A 21,212-nucleotide genomic window follows, 5' to 3' on the forward strand; every position below is an offset into this window, starting at 1 on the left:
AATGGAGGATAAATTATGCTAAAAAGATTAACTAATGCAACATCACTACTAGTAGCTGCAGCTGCTATTATTTCAATAGTGCCTGCTCATGCGGCTGATTATAAAAAAATCGACTCACAAGAAGGTACTATATACAGCGCAACAGCATACAAAGATGGTAAATTTTATATTGATGGAGAAATTAATAACAAGGATGAAGCTGCTTACTACTTAGCAAACGGTAAATACAATAATCTATCAGATATTGATAGTGGATCCTCTTCTGAAATCTACGGTTCTAAATATGTGAACGTAGAAAATGGTGATTATTTCATTAATTTAGATAACGGTTCTGTAACTGATGAATCTATAAAAGAAAATGCAGAAGATGATGCTGCTTCAGCTCTAAGAAAGAATCTTAAAAAAGACAATGATGGAAGATTCGACAAAACTGAAGCTGAAACAATTCAAAAATTAACGAATGTAGAGCTTCCAGGGAATAAATTTTCAGATCCATGGTATAAATTTGAATATTCAAAAGACAATTCAACAAATGGAGCAATTACTAAATTAAATGTATATACTGATGCTCAAGGAAACTACATTGATGCTGATTATAATTTAGGATCACTAAAAGTAACTACAGTTGCATCTTCATCTACATCAAAAACAATAATTGTAGCTAACACAGACGATACTTATGATGCTGATAGCACTAATTCTATTACAGGAAAAGATAAAATATCAGCAAGCATTGATGCTTCTACTGGAAAAATAATTGGACAAGATAGTAGCTATATTTATAGAACAGCGAAGGTTACTGTAAGTGCCGCTAATGGAGCTAAAATAACTAAAATTAATGGAATGGATGTCACTGTTGATAGCGGACATACATTTACTGTAAACAATAGCACATTGGGTTCTGGCACTAGTACAGTAAGTTTCAATGTAATTCAAAAAATATCAAAATCGCAAGCTTCAGGAAACATCGATGGAGCTAAGTACGCTAAATCAGTAACAACTTATGTTATTTCTGATAAGGACGGAAAAAATGAGTCTTTTTCCTATGATAAGTATACTGTTGCCAACGGTAAGTTAGTTGGTTACACAGCTAATAGTTCAAATTTAAAAGTTAGAACGGCAACATTAACGTCAAAAAATGGATATTATTATGTTGATTTAGCTGACGAATCAAGTGAAGATGTTAAAGTAAATGGTTCTAAAAGTGCTGTTGATACAGATGTAAGCGGAAATCTTTGGAGATTAGACGCCGGATATATCTATAAGTGGGATAATAATGAAGACTGGACGAAAGTATATAAGGTCGATGGTTCTTTTGATCAAATTTCAGTTTACGATGATAATAATATCGTAACTTGGAATAAAAATAATGAAGTTTATTCGGTAATAGGTGGAAAGGAGACAATTCCAACAACCCCAGCTGAACCAACAACTCCTGTAGTAAATAAAGGATGGGTTAAAACTGATGCAGGCTGGACTTTCTACAACACTAATGGAAATCAATTAAAAGGACAATGGGTTAATGATTCCGGAACTTGGTACTATATTAAAGCAGATGGCATCATGGCTACTGGCTGGATCAAGGATGGATCAACTTGGTATTTCTTAACTGGCTCAGGTGCCATGAAAACTGGCTGGTTGAATGATAATGGAACTTGGTATTACTTACAATCATCAGGTGCTATAAAGACTGGTTGGTTAAATGATAATGGAACTTGGTACTATCTAAGCGCATCAGGTTCAATGTTATCTAACACAATTGTTGATGGATATAAATTAAATGCTTCAGGCGCTTGGATTAGATAGAGGATATCTTAATAATTGGGCTATATCAAATCTATTTGGTATAGCTCTTCTTTCATTCGATATTCAGATCTTATTTATAAAATCAACCTCCTTAAGATTTTCTTAAGACACGTTAAGAAAATCTTAAGAAAATTTACCACTTAAAAAAGTACCAAGTACTGTTTAAAGAGTTGTATATTATAGTGAATGACAAAATCTTACCTGTATATTAATAATATTACATTTAATTGATTATTCATTCATAACTATTAGCTAAATATTTTAATTAGCTTAAATACTATTAAATTTTATTTTCATAAGAGGAGGACAATATTATGATAAGAGGAATGGGAAAGGTAACATCACTATTAGTAGCAGCAGCAACAGTTGCTTCATTAGTACCTTTTAGTGGCGTTAATGCTGCTGAGATAAAAAGAATTAGCGCTGATGATGGGACTATCTATAATGCAATAGCATATAAGGATGGTAGAGCTTATATTGATGGGGAAATCAATGATGATGAAGAAGCTTACTATTTAGCTAACGGTAAATTTAATAAATTGGAAGATGTTGATTCAGGAGATGACGCAGTTCTATTTGGAGAAAAATATTTAGATATATCAGACGGAGACTACACTGTTGATTTAGATAAGGGTACTGTAACTGATGATGACATTAAAGGTGATACTGAAGATGATGCAGCTGCTGCTTTAAGAAAAAAAATAAAAGATGATACAGATGATAGATATAACGAAACTGAAGCAAATACTATTAAAGATTCAAATCATGGTGACCTATTCGATTTAATTCCAGGAGCAAAGTATAATAAAGTTTGGTATTATACACAATATAAAGCCGCTCAAAAATCTATAGATAAAAATGTTAATGGATTAAATGGATTGGATGTAGCCCATCAAACATTTAATGTATTTACTGACGAAAAAGGTAATTACATTGATGCGGACTATAACTTAGGTAAAGTTAAGGTTACAACAACTGCTTCAAGTGCTTCAGGTACTACATTAACAAAGACAGATACAATAGAGAACACAAACGACGCTTACGATGCAGCTGATGGAATTATTAATGGAACTAATATTAGTGGATCTGATAAATTAAGTGCAAGTGTTGTTCAAGATAGAGTATTGGCACAAGATAAAGATTATATATATAGACTTGCAACTGTAAAGGTAACTATTACTACTGGTGCGGCTGCTACAATTAGTGAAATAAATGGTGTTAAAATTGATCCAAATAATAGCAATGATATATTTAAAGTTGAAAACAACGGACAAGTTGTATCTTTCAAAGCTATTCAAAAAATTTCAAAAACTCAAGCTTCTGGTGATGTTGATGACGCTAAATATGCTAAAACTGTAACTACTTACGCACTTTCTGATAAAGATGGTAAAAAGTTAGATGCTGAGGAATTATTTATAAATACTTCAGGTAATATAGTTACTACAACTAACTATACTGTAGCTGGAGGAAAACTTATAGCTTACAATTCTGAAATTAATAATAATGATAAAGTTACTGTTAGAGCTTATACATTAAAATCAAGCAGCGGATTCTATTACGCTGATGAGGAAGATCAAAGCAAAGAAGATTGTGAAAACAGCAAAAACCAAGGTGCTGCTGTTCAAACAGATGTTGACGGAAATCTTTGGAGATTAGATGGTGGATATATCTACAAATTTGATAATACTGATGATTGGGACAAAGTATACAGAGTAGACGGATCATTTGATGAATTCTCAGTTTATGATAAAGATAATATCGTTGCTTGGAGCCAAGACGATGATGTATATTCAGTAATTGGTGGAAAACAGTCTAATAGTGATCCTGATGATACTCCAGTAGTAAAAACAGGATGGGTGCAAGCTACTGATGGAACTTGGACTTATAATAAAGAAGATGGAACTAAAGCTACTGGTTGGTTAAACCTAAACGGAACTTGGTACTATTTAAAAGCTGATGGTGTTATGGCTACTGGCTGGTTAAACTTAAATGGAACTTGGTATTACTTGAATTCGTCAGGTGCTATGGCTACTGGTTGGTTGAATTTAAATGGAACTTGGTACTATTTAAATCAATCGGGTGCTATGGCTACTGGCTGGGCTAACGTTAATGGTACTTGGTATTTCTTAAACGGTTCTGGTGCTATGCAAACTGGTTGGTTAAATGATAATGGAACTTGGTACTATCTATATTCAAATGGTGCTATGGCTGCTAATACAGTAATTAACGGATATAGATTATCTGCAAGCGGTGCTTGGGTATAAATTATCAGATATAAACTATACGCTTAATAATATACGTAATATATTAACCTAAATAATATGCTCTTTTAAACCTCTCCTAGGTTTACTATAACAAGGCTGTCTCAAAAGAAATAGATACTTTTGGAGACAGCCTTACATTTTAATATAACAGGATTCAAATTCTAAATCTAATATAATTTCGTTTACATAAAAGTAAATATAATCTTTAAATTATTGATCATAGTTATTTTGGAGGTTACCCTAAATTATAATTTCCTAATATTAAAAACTTTTATAATAATGTATTTAAAAGTTCAACTTCATTCGTAATTATACTATCTACTCCAACCATTATCACCTTTTTCATATCAACTAAACTATTAACCGTATATGGATTTACTTTTATTCCTGCATCTTTAATTTCTTTAATATATTCTTCGTTTAATATACTTGAAAAATGAGGATGATAACAATCAACGGAAATGGCTTTCAAATATTTAGGTACATTAACTAGTATAGTTTCTGTCAGAGCACCTAAAGTGATCTTTTTATTATTCTCAAGTTTTCTTACTTTTACTAAACTAGTATGATTAAAGCTTGATATTATAACCTTATCTCTTAAATTATATTCATCAATCATAGACAAAACTTTTTTCTCTAGTCCTTTATATTCTATGACACTATTCTTAAGTTCCAAATTTAATACTTTCAAATCAGAGTCTGCAACAAGCTCTAATAGTTCTCGCAGAGTTGGTATTTCCTCTCCACCTCTGTTTTGAAAATATTCTGCTTCTTCCATAGTATATTTCCCAACCTTATAGCTACCGACTTGTTTACCTTCCTCATAGTTTCTTTCTGTTGTCATATTTAACTTTAAATGTGCCATTTCCTGCAAAGAATCATTCTTTAAAAGTTGAATTTCCGGTACACTTTTAGTTCTAAATATCTTTAGTTCATCTAGAGTATAATCTTTAACAAAACCATGGCCATTTGTAGTTCTATCTAAAGTCTCATCATGAAGTATAATTGGAACTCCATCCTTAGAAAGCTGAACATCTGCCTCTATTCCATCAGCATTATACTCAATCGCTTTTTTAAATGCCAACATTGTATTCTCATCAAACTTTCCACTATAACCTCTATGCGCAATATTTAAAATCTTCAAGTTATTCCCCCCTTGTTAAAATATAATTTATCTTACACAATTCCCCTAATATACATATCTTACACTAAACATAACTATATTACCATAATGAATATTAGTTTCATGATTCTTAATTAAAAATAATTTATAATAACACACTCTATATTTATTATATTTTAAATATATTTATAGTTTAATTTCTGCATTTTATTCTGATTAAATACTTAGATAAGTAAAATTTTAAATATAAAAAATACCTGCCAAGAATAAGTTTGTTCCAAGCATATTCTTGTGCAGGTCTATACATACTTTTTATTGACCACTTATTTTTATTTCTTTAGTTCCTATAACTCCTGAGCCATCAGTTGCAACTGCTTTTACAATAACTTTTCCATTTGATACCGCTATTAGCTTGCCAGTATCACTTATTGTTGCTGATCCATCCTCGTTTACAACTAGCCACTTTACTTTTTGATTATCTGAATTGGTAGGATATACCTTTTTACTCATTTGTAAACTTCCACCCTTAGTGGTTATTGAACTCATCTCTGTAGTTCCAGAAACTGGTCCTAAAACTACTATATTGTCTACTTTTATAGTAGTTTCATCACTTGTGTTTTCATTTTTCTTCCACTGAGAATATAATGTAATATCTTTAGTTATTTTTATTCTATCATCATACTCGTAGCTTGTACCATCGCCATCACTTTTTGTATTCCATTCAATGAAAGTATACCCATTTTTAACTGGTTTATATAAAGTAAGCATTGTATCTTCATCAACAGTTTTTGTCCTAAGTAACTCATCATCATCGTCCTCAGCCTCAGGATCTTTAAACTTAACTTTATATTGTTTTTTTACTTCCTTTGAAGGGTCTGTAGGAATATCCTTTGACATTTTTGAGTCCTCATCAATTATTTGATTTGGTACATATGGAAGTGTATTATTTCCATAATAATCAAAACTTTTAGTCGGTATTGGATAATCATTTCCTATACAAGCTCCACTATCATCAAGGTTATAGATCCTTCCATTTATAATAGAAGTTCCCTTCTGCATTGCACCGTTTTCTGAAAATATATAAATCTTTCCTTCTATTTGAATTACACCTGTTTGCATTACTCCACTTAGATCAGTATAATACCACTCTCCGTTGTCAAGAATCCATCCAGTTCTCATTAATCCATAAGAATCAAAGTAATACCAAATTCCGTTTATTTGCTTCCATCCTCCATTAGCATAACCATACATATCTGCATAACTCCAACTCCCATCATAGTTTTCAATCCATGCAGCTAAAGACTTTACTGGAACTACAGTAATTAATGATGAAATAGCAAGACTTACTGCAATAGATTTCCTTAAATATTCATACTTCACAATTAAGTTCTCCCCCTTATCTTTCCTAATTATTTGGTCAAGTCATAAAACTACAACTTGACCATTTTTCCTTTAGTATTTTATACACTCTTTAACTATTTGGATTTATTATTATTGTTTTTGTAACTGATATTCCTGATCCATCATCAAGAGTTGCTTTTATATTAACGCTGCCTTGTTTTAAAGCTGTTAAATCTGCTGTTAAATCTCCAGTTGAATTAATAGTCGCAAGATCCGTATTTGTTCCGTCTATATTACTTACAGACCATACCACTTTTTTACCTACTACACTAGTTGGAATCATATCTGACTTAAATTTTACTGTGTTTCCAACAGCTACTGGTGTGCCACTTAATTGATTTATTGTAATTCCAGATGCTGCATTTATTGTTACAACTGACTGCCCGACAATTCCAGACCCATCTGTTGCAGTCGCATTTACAGTAACTGTTCCATTTGATACTGCAGTTAAAATCCCGTTGCTATCAATTGTTGCTTTTCCTGTTGCAGGAGTTACTGACCAAGCTATTGTTTTATTAACTGCATCTGTTGGCCCTACCGTTGCTAACATTTGCAACGTACCATTTGGAATAACTATTGTGGAAATATTTCCTGTTCCTGCCACAGTTATTGTTCCTACTTTACCACTTATAGTTATAGGAAGACTTCCCACAACTTTTGATCCATCTGTTGCAGTTGCATTTACAGTAACCGTTCCATTTGATACTGCAGTTAATAGCCCATTGCTATCAATTGTTGCTTTCCCTGTTCCAGGCGTTACTGACCAAGTCACACTTTTACTAGTTGCCCCTGTTGGTTCAAAACTTGCAGTCATTTTTAATGTTCCGCCATCCGCTATTTCATTTCCACTTCCATCTGGCGCATTAACTGTAATTTTAGTAATTTTAACTTGTGGAATTACTTTTACTGTTATATATTTGCTAATTCCTTTTCCATTATCTGCAGTAGCTATCACCTTAACATCTCCAGAAGATACTCCTGTTAATAATCCTGAAGAGGTAATTGTTGCTGTTCCCGTTCCATTGGAAACAGACCAGTTCACTATTTTATATGTTGCATTATTGGGATCTACACTAGCGCTCATCTGCAATGTTCCACCAACCACTACTTCTGGAGCTTCATCAGGACTTATTATTATGTCTGTTACATTTGTAATTTGTCCAGCTATTCTTACAGTTGCACTTCCAATTGCGGTTGTGCCATCTGCATTTATTACACTTGCTTTTACTGTAACTGTTCCATTAGTCACTCCTCTTATATTTATAGAACTTCCTACTGTTCCACCTTCAATCTTAGCACTTCCGCCATCACTTCCACTAATAACTTCCCAATTTACAGCTTCTGATTTTGTGGTAGCATAACTTGGCAATAAACTAGCTATCAATTCAAGTGTTCCATCATCTTCTGGTATTGATAAAGCCACTCCATCCTTTGTTGCTATATTAATCTTGGTTGCAGCTATATTACTATCTATGCCACTTATAGTGACTTCAATAGTACCACTAATACCAGATCCATCAGTAGCGATCGCTTTTACTGTTACTTTTCCATTTGATTTTGGAGTTAATTCACCAGTATTGGCATCAATTGTAGCACTTCCTGTGTTATTCTCAACAGACCATGCTACCGCACCATTAGTTGGATTTTTTGGTAATACAGTTTTATTCATGGTTACTTTTCCAGTTCCTGTTACTGAATCTGGTCCATCTATAGTAATTTTAGAAACCTTAATTTTTTGACCAATTATAGTAACATCTTTAGTTGCAACTACTCCACTACCATCCAATGCTTCTGCTTGTACAGTTACTGGTGTTCCATTTGTATTTGTTACCGCCTTTAAAAGTCCAGTTGAACTATTAATTGTGGCTTTGTCTTCTCCAGACTTAATCGACCATTTTACTGATTTGTTAGTTGCAGTAGTTGGAGTTATATTTAAGTTCAATTGTAATGTTCCACCATCTTCTGTAATTGCAAAATCAGTTTTAGTTGTAGTAATCTCCATATCGGTTACCAATATCTTTGTACTTTGTCCGCTTATCGTTACTGTCATACTTCCAACAACATTATTATTTGAAGTTGCTTTTACTGTAACTGTTCCATTAGATATTGCCTTTAAAAGCCCAGTTGAAGAATCAATAGATGCGCTTCCTGTATTATTTTGAACTTCCCAAGTTACACCCTGATTGCTTGCATCTTCTGGAGACACACTTGCCTTCATTTGAAGAGTTCCTCCATCAGTTGTTATTGTTGATTCTCCTGATTGACCACTTACTGTAACCTTACTTACTGGAACCACTACATCTGTGTTTGTAACTGTAACTACCTTTGTTCCACTTACATCAGAGCCGTCCTTTGCAGTTGCCTTCACCATAACTGTACCAGCTGATACTCCAGTCAATACTCCATTGCTATCAATAGTTGCTTTTCCAGTTTCATCAGAAACAGACCATGTCACATCTGCATTAGTAACATTACTTGGTGATACTTCTGCTGTCATTGTAACTGATTTATTTACAGTAACATTTGAGTTTCCTTTTATATTAATATCTTCTACATAAACTGATGTATCTTCTTTCCATTGTGCATATAATATTATATCTTCTTCTACTTTTATACTATCATCTGCATCGTAGCTCTTTCCAGATCCATTGCTTTTAGCATTCCATCCTGCAAAAATACGTCCATCCTTAGTTGGCTTATATAAGTCAAATGACTTACCATATTTAACAGTTTTAGTTTTAAGCTCTGATCCATCTGAATCTTTAAGTAAAACTTTAAAGCTTCTTCCTTCATTTGGATTGTCATCCGATTCAGTTTTATCCTCAATAACTTCATTAAATTTCGAGTCAGTTGGAGAGGTAATTACCTTATTGTCAGTATTCTTCAATACCTGAATGCAATTTCCTGAATCATCATACTCTTTTTCTGGAGTTGGCATTTTAGTTCCAACGACTTCTCCATCATAACCAATAGTGTAAAACTCTCCATTTATAACTGTATTATTTGTCTTTATCGCTCCGTTATCGTCAAAAATATAAACTTTTCCTGAGATATTAACAATTCCTGTTTGAATTACACCACTTGAATCTGCATAATACCATTTCTTATTATAATTAATCCACCCAGTTTTCAGTGCTCCATCATTTTGCAAGAAGTACCATGAAGAGCCTGCTTTGATCCATCCTGTTTGCATTTTCCCATTTCCATCAAAATAATATATCTGTCCGTCAATCCTCTTCCATCCTGTAACTTTTTGATTATCTTGCATATAATAAAAATTCCCTTGATAATCATTTACCCATTCGGCTGAAGCCCTTAATGGAATTAGAGTGAATAATGTCATAGAAATGGTAATTGCTGAAATTATTTTATTTATAAACTTCCATTTCATCAAATCTACCCCTATCTTATATTTTTCATAGTACCTTATATTAAAAAGTACTTTTGTCTTACCATAATTCAAACAACTATTATAATAAAATTTAACAGAGATAATATGTACTTTTGAACAATTGAATTCTTATCACACAATTATCCAAATAATATTCCTGAATTTATCTTATTACTCTATTTATTATCGAAGCTTTTTTGAATAACTATATAGATATAATACCATTTTACATTAAATATCCCATATTGAGTATAATTTAAAAATCTAAGGAGGAAGGTTGCCGTCTTCCCCCTTAGATTTAATTCATGACTTCAATTAATATAAGGTTCCATCTGAACCAAACACATATTTTGTTCCATCTATATATCTTGATCCCGTTACCATTTCTCCATTAATATTAAAATAATAGTTTTTACCATCAATAACTACCCATTCATTTTTTTTCATTACACCCGTACCTTCATCTAAATAATACCAATTATTCTTAGAATAAATCCATCCTGTTTTCATTGAGCCATCATCATTTGAATAATACCAATTTCCATTAGCTCTAAACCAACCTATCTGCATTTCTCCTGATGTATTCTTAAAATAGTACCAGTTACTGCCCAAGTTAAGCCAATCACTAGCCGCCTGTCCATTATCTTTTAAATAATACCATTTTTCATTAGACGATTTCCAAGTTGAAGTTGACATTGATCCATCATTATTAAAATAATACCAGTACTCATCAACTTTAAACCAATCCTTTACCATCTTCCCATCAGCTTTTAAGTAATAATATTTACCATTATAATTGACCCACTCCATCTTTTTAACGGCTCCATCTTCACCAACATAATACCAATCATCACCATCTTGTACCCATTGGTTAAACAGTTCACAGCCCTTTTTCTTATCGAAGTAGCACTTCTTACCATCTACAATCTGCCAACCTGTTTCCATGGCCCCATCAATTCTATTAAAATAATATATTTTTCCATTTATCTTTTGTACACCTTTTAAACTAACTCCATCTTTATCATAATAATATATATATCCATCATGTTTTCCCCAGCCTTTATCATTATCATACCTATCAAACACTTTATCCCAAGCATCATCAACATCATTATTCTTATCTTTAAGAGCATCAGTAAGATCATCTAAGGAGTCATTTATGTCATTTATCCCATCACTTATTCCATCTATAGTTTTATCAAACTCATTTTTACCTTTATCTATCAAGCCGCCAATTTGAGTATTTATATCTGGAATCATATTGTATGTCCCACTTTTTATCATTCCCTTTATCTTATCCCCAACATTACCTAGATTAACTCCATCAATCATCTTATCTAATAAATTCTTTTCGTAATCTCCAACTACAACAGCATATTTATAACTTTTATTTGCTGTGATATCTCCGTTTTTAGTTAATGATAAGCTTAAAATAGAGAATTTAGTTCCATCTATATCCAAAGGAAAACTTAAGCTGCCACTCAAATTAGTAACACCATTAAAATCAATAATATTTAAATCTTTATTTATTTTATCTGAATCTCCCTGTTTTGCCTTTAACATATTATAAATTGGGTTATTAATTACATATACCTTGTTGTTTACGGAATCAATAACATTGATACTCATACCATCACCAATAACTTTAGAACCATTATCTAAATTAATTACTTTTGAATAAGCCGTTGTACCTACTGCTGGATTAAATGTCAATGAAGGAACTATATCAATGCTGCTGTAAGATGCATTCCTCACATTAGCACTATAAGTATTTACGCAATATGCGCCATTTCCTACCACAGTATTAACTATTGATCCCACTAACCCCTTTACCACAAAGGCCTGAGCTATAACATCACCTGAATTATTTTTCCCAGTATACTGATATATAGGGATATTCTGAAATCTGCTCTTAATAGCACTTGGTAATGCTGCTTGTAAGTTTTTCTCCACTATAGGTTCGATTACGTTTTTAAGCGTTTCCTCTGGTATAGTACCTCCTGTAGCCGATTCTGCCTTCGATACAACTGCATTTGTTATTGGATCTTTCAAAACCTCATAAACTTGTGCTGAAATTTCATCAACTAGCGAACCCGACAGATTGTACGATAACTTGCCACATTCCTCATTGTCGATTGACTTTGCTCCTTTGCTGCTAAACATCAATTTTACTCCATTTTCTAACTGAGGGTTTATAGTTGTGTTTTCAGCCATTCCTATAAGAGTATCTCCATCAGGAACCATTGATCCTATATCAATTCCAGAAAGAGCCACATTATTAGTTTGGGGATTCAAAATTATTTTCGAAATATCGTTAGTCTCTGCTTTAACTGGAGTACTAAAAACACTATTTGGTATTGTAGCTATAATACTTGTCCCAATTAATATAAGTGCTAATATTTTATTAATTCTTCTTATCATGCCAATCGCCTCCAAAATATCTATATATATTATATCATTTATACTGATGAGTTTAAATATTCTAACAATATATAGATATTTTTAATGTGCATTATATGATGTAAAATTCATTAGCCAAATAGCTCTAATTACATAATTAATGATATAACTATGTTTACGAATTTAGTTATAAATATCCGCATAAAAATAACCATATCGTGATATAAAAATTATATCTTTGATATAGTTATTCTAAAACTCTTTAATTAATTTATTCTTTAAATATTTATTATTATTATTTTAATTTAAATTTTTGTACTAATTCAGTTAAATGCATTGCTATCTGAGCTTGCTGAGTTGCTGCATTGGCTACTTGCGATATAGCTGCTGAACTAGTCTCTATTTCTGATTGTATTTTCTCACTATTTACAGAAGATTTTTGAACATCTGCCGCTGTACTTTGAAGTGCTTCATTTATCTGCTCAACTGTAGCTTCAACCTCTTGAGCCATTGATACTAGTTCCTCTGACATTGAGCTTACAAAATCACCATCATTACTATACTTTTCTCCAATCTTAGCATAATCCTGTAACTGCTTATTAACTTCACTCGACATAAAGTTAAGTATATCATTACTGTTATCTGAAAGATTTTTAACTGCATCCTGTATCTTAGATATTGTATCTTGGATTGTAAAAACAGTTTGGGAAGATTCCTCTGCAAGTTTTCTAATTTCTTCTGCAACAACCGCAAAACCTTTTCCTGATTCTCCTGCTCTAGCCGCTTCTATTGCTGCATTTAGTGCCAAAAGATTAGTTTGCTCCGCAATATCAGCTATAGCCCCAGCCATAACTTTAACTTCCTCAACAACTCTTGCATCTTCAATTGCCTTTATTATATCCTTTTCTTTTTGTTCTCTTATTTGTGTTGTATTTGCAATAGCAATTTTACTATCTTCCTTAACTTTTTCAGCTCTTCTTTTAATCTTCTCAGCATTTGTACTTCCATCGGCTGCTTTATTTGCCAAGCTTTCCATGCTGGAATTAACTTCTTCAATAGAAGCAGCAATCTCTTCTGCCGTTGCACTTGTTTCCGTCATTGTAACATTTATATTTTTGGATGAATTATCAACTTCATCAAGCTTGGCTGATACTTCTTCTACATTCGCAGATAGTTCCTGACTTAATCCACTCATATTACAAGCTTCATTTAAAATAGTTGAAATAAGATTTTTTACATTCTCCTGAGCAATATTCAGTTCCCTTGCAGTAGCTCCAATTTCATCATATTTAGTTATTTCAACACCTTCTGAAAAATCATAGCTTGCCAACTTCATAGCAAATTTCTGAAGAGTATTTAGTCTTGAAATTATATTTTTATGCATATAAAACCCAGCAAAAATTGCTGCAATTATACTTATGATACATACCACTACAGTTGTCGTAATATCTCTTGCCAATGTATCTCCATTAGCAATACCATTTTTTATATCACTAAGCTGCTTAAAATTCACTATTCCTGATATAAATACCAAAATAGACATAATTACATACGAAACTTGAAGTTTAACCTTTAGTGATACATTTTTTTTCTCTTTATTCATTTTGTCTCCTCCTATATGTACCTTTCAATCTAATTGCATTCATTTATAAAATATTTTAATAAATGTATTCATATTTATAGATGGTGATTGACTATCCTACACAATTTTATGATATCATTATTTTTTCCTACATTCAACTAATACAAACATAACTCTACAATTATAACATTATTTGGACATATATATAAATTTTAGCTTATCCTTTGTACAAAAATAAAAGTGATATCCTATCATAAGATATCACTTCTATTCTTAATTATGCATTATTCAAATTTATCCATTGCCCGTCAAGGAAAAGCATTCCAGTCTTCATAACTCCACCCGCATCGAAGTAATAATTCTTTCCATTTATATTCTTCCATCCAGTTATCATTATTCCACTATCATCTAAATAGTACCATGACTTTCCATTATATAACCATCCTGTCCTCATACTACCATCATCATTCAAGTAGTACTTATTTCTATCATAGGTCACCCAACCTTTTTGCATTACCCCATGATCATCCATAAGGTACCATTTACCCTTATATTGTGCCCAAGCTGTTTGCATTTCTCCAAAGTTATTAAAGTAATACCATTTTCCATCGTAAGTAGCCCATGTATTAACCCTCATAGCTCCATTAGCTTCAAGGTAATACCAATATCCTTTGTCATAAAACCAACCTGTTTGCATAATACCATCTTTATTTAAATAGTACCAATTACCAGAATCCTGTATCCATCCAGTTTGCATATACCCGTTTATGTCTAGGAAATACCATTGATTGTCATACTTAACCCACTGATTTTTAATTTGCATACCAGCTGCATTATAGAATGTCCAATTTCCTCCAACAAGTACCCACTGGTTAGTTCCTTCTATATCTCCTCTAATTACACTTAGCTTATAAGTAGTCGTTGTTTTTCCATCTTCAGCAGTTACTTCAACAACTACAAGATTTGCTCCTATATCAAGTTTTATGTAATCAGATTGTCCATTAGTATACTCTTTACCATTTATCTTAATCTTTGCTTTGTCATTTTGTGAAGTATACATAACTCTTACTTTTTCAATATTTCTAGCAACTTTAACACTGTATAGATAAGTCTCAGGATCAAATTTTGGTGACATTGTTCCGTCTGTTACAGAAAGACTCGCTAAATTCACATTGTCTTTTGGATATCTTCTTGTAATATTTAATACATATGTATTGCTATTTCCTTTAGAATCTGTAACTTTTACATTTATAGTATTTCCACCTTCATCCAAGCTTATATAAGGTGAAGTTGCGCCGCTAGGTACTTTCTTTCCATTAACCGTAATTGTCGCATTAACATCCTCTGCTGTTGGAGTAACCCCTATTGATGTAACACTATTATCGACGGTTCCTGAATATTCATATATTCCTTTATTAAAAGCAGGAGTTAGAGTTCCTGATGTCAGTGTCAACCCAGTAAGCTGAGAACTTCTAAATAAAGCTGTACGGGTAACTTTAATATTATATGTACTTGTATCACCATCCTTAGTTGTAAGGATAACTTCAACATCATTTTCTCCTTCATCTAGCTTTATGCTTTGGCTCTTACTTCCACTTTTTACAGTCACACCATTGACTTTAATAGTAGATGAATTATCTACAGCTATTGGTGTAAATGCAATTGTTGTTTGAGTAGTTGTTACTTGAACTGTATAGTCATACGTATTTGAATTGAATGCTGGAGATAAAGTACCTGCTGACGGCACTAATGACTGTAATTTTGCCTCTCCTTTTTTAGTTATAATCAACTTATATTGTCTAGAGATATTTTGGGTTGTCACACCTATACTTATAACATTATCTCCACCAGTTAAGTTTACAGTCGCCTCTGCAGCACTACTACCGCCATTAATAGAAAAATTCATTGGCGTATTATTATTGTCAAACAACTGAACTTTCGCCATTTTAACATCAGAATTTATATCAGAAATATGATAGTTTCCATTTGCATCTGTTTGTGTAAAAAATAAATTATAAGTTATTTTACCATCTAATGTAACCCTTAAACTTTGAAATGAAAGAGAAGAATCCGCTTCGAATTTCATTCTTATCGGATAGGTAACTTGTTTTCCTGAGCTATCTTTCATAACCACCGTAAGTGTAAAATCGCTATAATCAGTTATTGTATTTACTACATAATCATTTCCTCCACTTGAGTTTGCTACTGGCTTAACATTCATAAAACTTGAGCTACTTTGGACACTTACAATAGAATAACCAGAATCAGCTACCAAAGTGAAATTTTGACCTATTGGAAGAAACTCACATACATATCCATCTTTCTCGTTTCCATCAATATTTTTAGTTTTTCCGTTCACATCTCCTATGTGAAATTGCAGACCTTTTATTTGAGTTTCATCAGTTGCACTAGCTTTCTGCAAATTTACTGTCTGCATAAGTGTAAAAAATACAGTAAAAATTAATAAATAAGAAGTAATCTTATTAAGATTGATTTTTTTTGCACTCATTAGTATGTCCTCCCATCTTATGTTTACGAAATTTATTATCATCCATTTCTAATGTATTTAAACACCAGAAACAGCATATTCAAGTTCATAAAGTATATAATCTATTACTATATTTATTATCGAATTTTCCTAAAGTTTCTTTAACTAAATAAACATAGATATGTTGCCTTTATTCGTACTTATTTCCTCTATAATATACAAATTTCCTTGGAAATATTGGTTCCTTTTTGACTTTTATTCTAATATGTTCTGTATTTCCTACTATAATGTTACACAAAACTTGCTTTTTTCAAATAATTAAAAGTCAGATTTAGATATGGTAATTACCCAAAATTCACGGAACCATCATTATTAAAATTATATATATATCCATCAATTTCTGCAGGACTAGTCCTCATAGCACCATCCTCATTAAAATAGTAGTACTTGTCATCTTTATAAAGCCATCCACACCTCATATTACCCGCGTAATTCAAATAATACCAGTTATTTTTCCAATATACCCATTCTCCAGCTTTCATGCTGCCATCAGCATTTAGAAAATACCATTGATTATTTTCATTTACCCATCCAGTATTCATGGCGCCCGATTGATCTAGATAATACCACTGTTTTCCATAATATATCCACCCTGTTCTCATACTACCGTTACGCTCCATGAAATACCAAGTTCCATTACTGGTTATCCATCCTGTTGCCATCGTGCCATCGTCTTTCAAGAAATACCACTTATCATTATCTTTAATCCAACCAGTTTTCATTACACCATTATTATCTAAAAAGTACCATTCATTTTTATAATATAACCATCCAGTTTGCATTTCTCCATTTGCCTCCAGATAGTACCACTTATCGTCATCTTCCATCCAACCTGTTTGCATATTTCCTCTACTGTTGAAATAAAAATAACTTTTATATTTATTATCATAATACCAAGTATTCTTCAAACATTTACCCGCAGTATCATTGTACCTCCATCTTCCATTTACTATCACCCATTGATTCGGCTTTATTACTGCATTAATTGTATCCTTAACATTAGGTGTTACTGGAATACCTAAGTACATATTTAAAGTATAATTCCCAATTCTTTGAGTATCATCATCCTTAACCCCTAGATTAATAGTATATTTTCCTATACCATTAAACTTAACCTTTATAGAATCATTGCTTAATTGCTTTCCATTGGCTGTCATTGAATAGTTTCCATCATCTGGAGTTGCCTGAAGTTCCATTATATCTGTTCCTTCATCTAACTCTATATTATAAAAATTGGTGTTTTTATCAAATCCAATATTACTATCATTTATATTGATATCCTTTAGATAAACAGCATCTTTTCCTCCCTTATAAATATACACATTATAGGTAGATGTTGCATCGCTCCTATTATCTAAGACTTCTATTTCTATCTTATTTTTACCTTTTACTAAAGGTACGACTTTTCTATAACTATCATCTCTAGTTACTATCTCTCCATCAACCTTAACCGTATCTAGTAAATCATACGGTTTAGCCTTAATTAATACTTGATCAATATCATTACCAACATCTGTGACATATGAGTATTTATCTTCTGAAAAATCGAGATTTCCTCCATCACTTAAATAAATATCTTTTAAAGAAGGATTATCTTGTTCTGCATAAACCTTTGTCATAAGCAAATTCAAAGAGCTTGTCTGTAAAAATGAAACGCTATAAATGATAAAAAATGTTAAAATTATCCTTCTGACCATTTTACTCATATTCTGCCCCCCTTTTGTCACCACTTAATATTTCTAAACTAAATCTCTATATTTAATATATAAATATAGTATAAATTCTACAGATACTCACTTCTATATGTATATTAATAAACTGCGAATCCAATATGATTAATTCTATTTTTATATTTCTTCTAATAATAATGTTACCATTATAATACTTTACTGTAAACGCGGATGAATAATCTTAAATCTTAATTTTATATTAATTTTATTTTAACACTTTAGTAAAAATACTATTTAATGATACCACAAAAAAACTGCTCATAACGATTTAAATAAATCATTATGAACAGTCTTAATTTCCTTATATTTATGTTGAATAAAGAAATTATTCAACAATAAATTTTTATCTTTAGTATTCTGTTGTAGTAAGTCCAAATTTATAATTTGGACCTCTACTTATTTTAATTTATTACTTAATCCAAGCTCCTGATGCTCCTAATTTATATCCATCAACAGTTGTGTTAGCTAACATTGCTCCTGATGAATTTAAGAAATACCAAGTTCCATTATCATTTAACCAACCAGTAGACATTGCTCCTGATGATTGTAAGTAGTACCAAGTTCCGTTATCATTTAACCAACCAGTTTTCATTGCTCCTGATGATTGTAAATAGTACCAAGTTGATCCATCTTGAATCCAACCAGTTGCCATAGTTCCATCAGCTTTGATGTAGTACCAAACTCCACCATCGTTAACCCATTGTCCTTTTACTTGAGTTCCATCAGTATTGTAGAATGTCCAACCTGCATCAGTCTTAACCCATCCTTTATTTACAACTGGAGTAGGATCTGTTGGTGTTGTTGTACCTTTTCCACCGATTACTGAGTAAACATCATCTTCTTTACTCCAAGCTACAATATTATCTTTGTTATATACTGACATTTGATCAAAAGAACCGTCTACTTTGTACACTTTTGTCCAATCTTCGTCGTTATTCCACTCGTAGATATATCCAGCATCTAATCTCCAAAGATTTCCATCTGCATCTGTATCAACAGCACTCTTACTACCATTTTCTTTTACATCTTCGCTTGCTTCATCGCCTAAATCAACATAGTAATAACCATTCTTTGAACTTAATGTTCCTGTAGCAGTTTTTACATTTGTACCATTAGCAGTATAACCAACTAATTTTCCATTAGCAACAGTATAGTTATCATAAACAAAATCTTCACTCTTTCCGTCTTCATCAGAAATTATATAAGTATTTACTGATTTTGCATATTTAGCTCCATCGATATCACCTGAAGCTTGTGCTTTTGATATTTTTTGAATGACATTGAAGCTTACACTTCCAGATACTGTTGTATCAAAAGTCTTTGCATCAACAGAAACATCTATTCCATTTATTTTAGCTATTGTAGATCCATTCTTAACTGTTACAGTAACTTTTGCTATTCTATAAATATTATTAGTATCTTGTCCAATTACTTTAGCGTTATCACTATCAACACTTGCTGATAATTGATCTTTTACAGTTTCACCAGCAGCATCATATGTATCATCTGTATTGCTTATAGTTGCTGTTTTATTAGTAGTTCCAGATGCAGCAGTTGTAGTTACTTTGATTGATCCTAAGTTATAATCGGCATCAATATAGTTTCCTTGAGCATCAGTATATACATTTAATTTAGTGTTTGTACCATTTGTTGCATTGTCTTTTGTATATTGGAATTTATACCAAGGAGCTGAAAATTTGTTTCCTGCGATTTCTGCATCAGATAAATCTTGCATTGTTTCGGCTTCGCTTGAAACATATCTTTTATCATTATCCTTTTTAAGATTTTTTCTTAAAGCTGATGCAGCATCATCTTCTGCATTTTCTTTTATAGATTCATCAGTTACTGAACCATTATCTAAGTCGACAAAATAGTCACCATCTTGTACATTTAAATATTTAGATCCATAAATATCAGTATCTGCTCCACTATCAATATCCGATAAATTATTGTATTTACCTTCTGCTAAATAATAAGCTGCTTCGTCTTTGTCATTAACTTCTCCGTCAACATAGAACTTACCATCTTTGTATGCTACTGCATCATAGATAGTACCTTCTTGTGAATCGATTTTTGTGTAGTCAGCTGCATGTGCAGGTACTATTGAAATAATAGCAGCTGCAGCTACTAGTAACGATGTTGCTTTAGTCATTCTTTTTATCATTTGTATATTCCTCCTAGAGTTTCATTTTTTGGTTTATTAATAATTTATTAGTTTAAAAATAATATCTTGGTTAAAAAATATTATTTTGGTTTACGAATATTATTATAGCAACTTTATTTATGCTTGTCTACGTCTTTTTGTATTTATTTGGAGCTTTTTGTCGATATTTTTTTAATAAAATATTAGTACTTGCTGAATTTTATTCTTTTATTGTAAATATACATACTTAACTGTAAAATTAAGGACCAGATTTCTATAAGATTTACTTAATAAAATACCAATATTTGAGCGCAATTATATCAATCTCCAATTAATTATCTTCATATATACGTTACCTGATTGTAATTAATATATTAACATAAGCATTATATATGAAAACAGGCTACAAAAGCTTGACTTTAAAGCTTTCCTTTAGGATGCTAAAAACTTTACCCGTATTTCTATTATAATTGAATTTCCTTAACAATTCCTGAATCATTTTAAATTATAAGCTGAAAAATCATGGAATTGATGTAGTATAAATTCATTAATTCCACTTTGCTATAATGAAATGCAAAATTCGACATATAGTTTTCTACTTTATAATATCTTATACTTGTAGGCGTCCATGAATCCTAATTCATTAAGACATTATATAAAACATCCTTTAAAGTATCTAAGAAAAATACTTTCATCAATAAAATCATGATTCTAATTTCTAAATACAATACTCAATTGATGAAGAAACCTTATTTAAAGCAGAAAAGACTATCTTTTAGGCATGCCAATAAAAAATATAGGTTATGCGCCTACCCCGTACTAAG

10 protein-coding genes are annotated in these 21,212 nt (G+C 31.7%); 2 read left to right on the forward strand and 8 right to left on the reverse strand.

Annotation, left to right across the window (positions count from 1 at the left end; all coding sequences use genetic code 11):
• Positions 1-15: 15 nt before the first annotated feature.
• Positions 16-1,806, forward strand: a complete 1,791-nt coding sequence (locus KEC93_RS23600; RefSeq protein WP_077867906.1) for an N-acetylmuramoyl-L-alanine amidase family protein — start codon at positions 16-18, stop codon at positions 1,804-1,806.
• A 314-nt stretch (positions 1,807-2,120) separates the two neighbouring features.
• Positions 2,121-4,070 (forward strand): PspC-like choline-binding domain-containing protein, encoded by a 1,950-nt coding sequence (locus KEC93_RS23605; RefSeq protein ID WP_077867907.1) that lies wholly within the window; start codon positions 2,121-2,123, stop codon positions 4,068-4,070.
• 271 nt (positions 4,071-4,341) lie between these two features.
• Here KEC93_RS23605 and KEC93_RS23610 read toward each other — a convergent pair whose 3' ends face one another.
• From KEC93_RS23610 to KEC93_RS23645, 8 genes are all read right to left on the reverse strand, one after another.
• Positions 4,342-5,214 carry a glycerophosphodiester phosphodiesterase gene (locus KEC93_RS23610; protein WP_039770707.1) on the reverse strand — a complete coding sequence of 291 codons (873 nt, stop codon included), beginning with the start codon at positions 5,212-5,214 and terminating at the stop codon, positions 4,342-4,344.
• 291 nt (positions 5,215-5,505) lie between these two features.
• Positions 5,506-6,573, reverse strand: a complete 1,068-nt coding sequence (locus KEC93_RS23615; protein ID WP_077867908.1) for an InlB B-repeat-containing protein — start codon at positions 6,571-6,573, stop codon at positions 5,506-5,508.
• Between the two features lie 91 nt (positions 6,574-6,664).
• Positions 6,665-9,985 (reverse strand): Ig-like domain-containing protein, encoded by a 3,321-nt coding sequence (locus tag KEC93_RS23620; protein WP_077867909.1) that lies wholly within the window; start codon positions 9,983-9,985, stop codon positions 6,665-6,667.
• A 315-nt stretch (positions 9,986-10,300) separates the two neighbouring features.
• Positions 10,301-12,406, reverse strand: a complete 2,106-nt coding sequence (locus KEC93_RS23625) for an N-acetylmuramoyl-L-alanine amidase family protein (RefSeq protein ID WP_077867910.1) — start codon at positions 12,404-12,406, stop codon at positions 10,301-10,303.
• Positions 12,407-12,680: 274 nt separating this feature from the next.
• Positions 12,681-13,988 (reverse strand): methyl-accepting chemotaxis protein, encoded by a 1,308-nt coding sequence (locus KEC93_RS23630; protein ID WP_077867911.1) that lies wholly within the window; start codon positions 13,986-13,988, stop codon positions 12,681-12,683.
• Between the two features lie 256 nt (positions 13,989-14,244).
• Positions 14,245-16,476: a cadherin-like beta sandwich domain-containing protein gene (locus KEC93_RS23635; RefSeq protein WP_077867912.1), complete on the reverse strand. Its 2,232-nt coding sequence runs from the start codon at positions 16,474-16,476 to the stop codon at positions 14,245-14,247.
• A gap of 323 nt (positions 16,477-16,799) precedes the next feature.
• Complete coding sequence (locus KEC93_RS23640) at positions 16,800-18,221, reverse strand: cadherin-like beta sandwich domain-containing protein (RefSeq protein WP_077829651.1); 1,422 nt, start codon at positions 18,219-18,221, stop codon at positions 16,800-16,802.
• 433 nt (positions 18,222-18,654) lie between these two features.
• Positions 18,655-20,409, reverse strand: a complete 1,755-nt coding sequence (locus KEC93_RS23645; protein ID WP_077867913.1) for an N-acetylmuramoyl-L-alanine amidase family protein — start codon at positions 20,407-20,409, stop codon at positions 18,655-18,657.
• Between the last annotated feature and the right edge of the window lie 803 nt (positions 20,410-21,212).

The sequence above is a fragment of the Clostridium beijerinckii genome, assembly GCF_018223745.1.
Classification (GTDB): Bacteria; Bacillota; Clostridia; order Clostridiales; family Clostridiaceae; genus Clostridium; species Clostridium beijerinckii.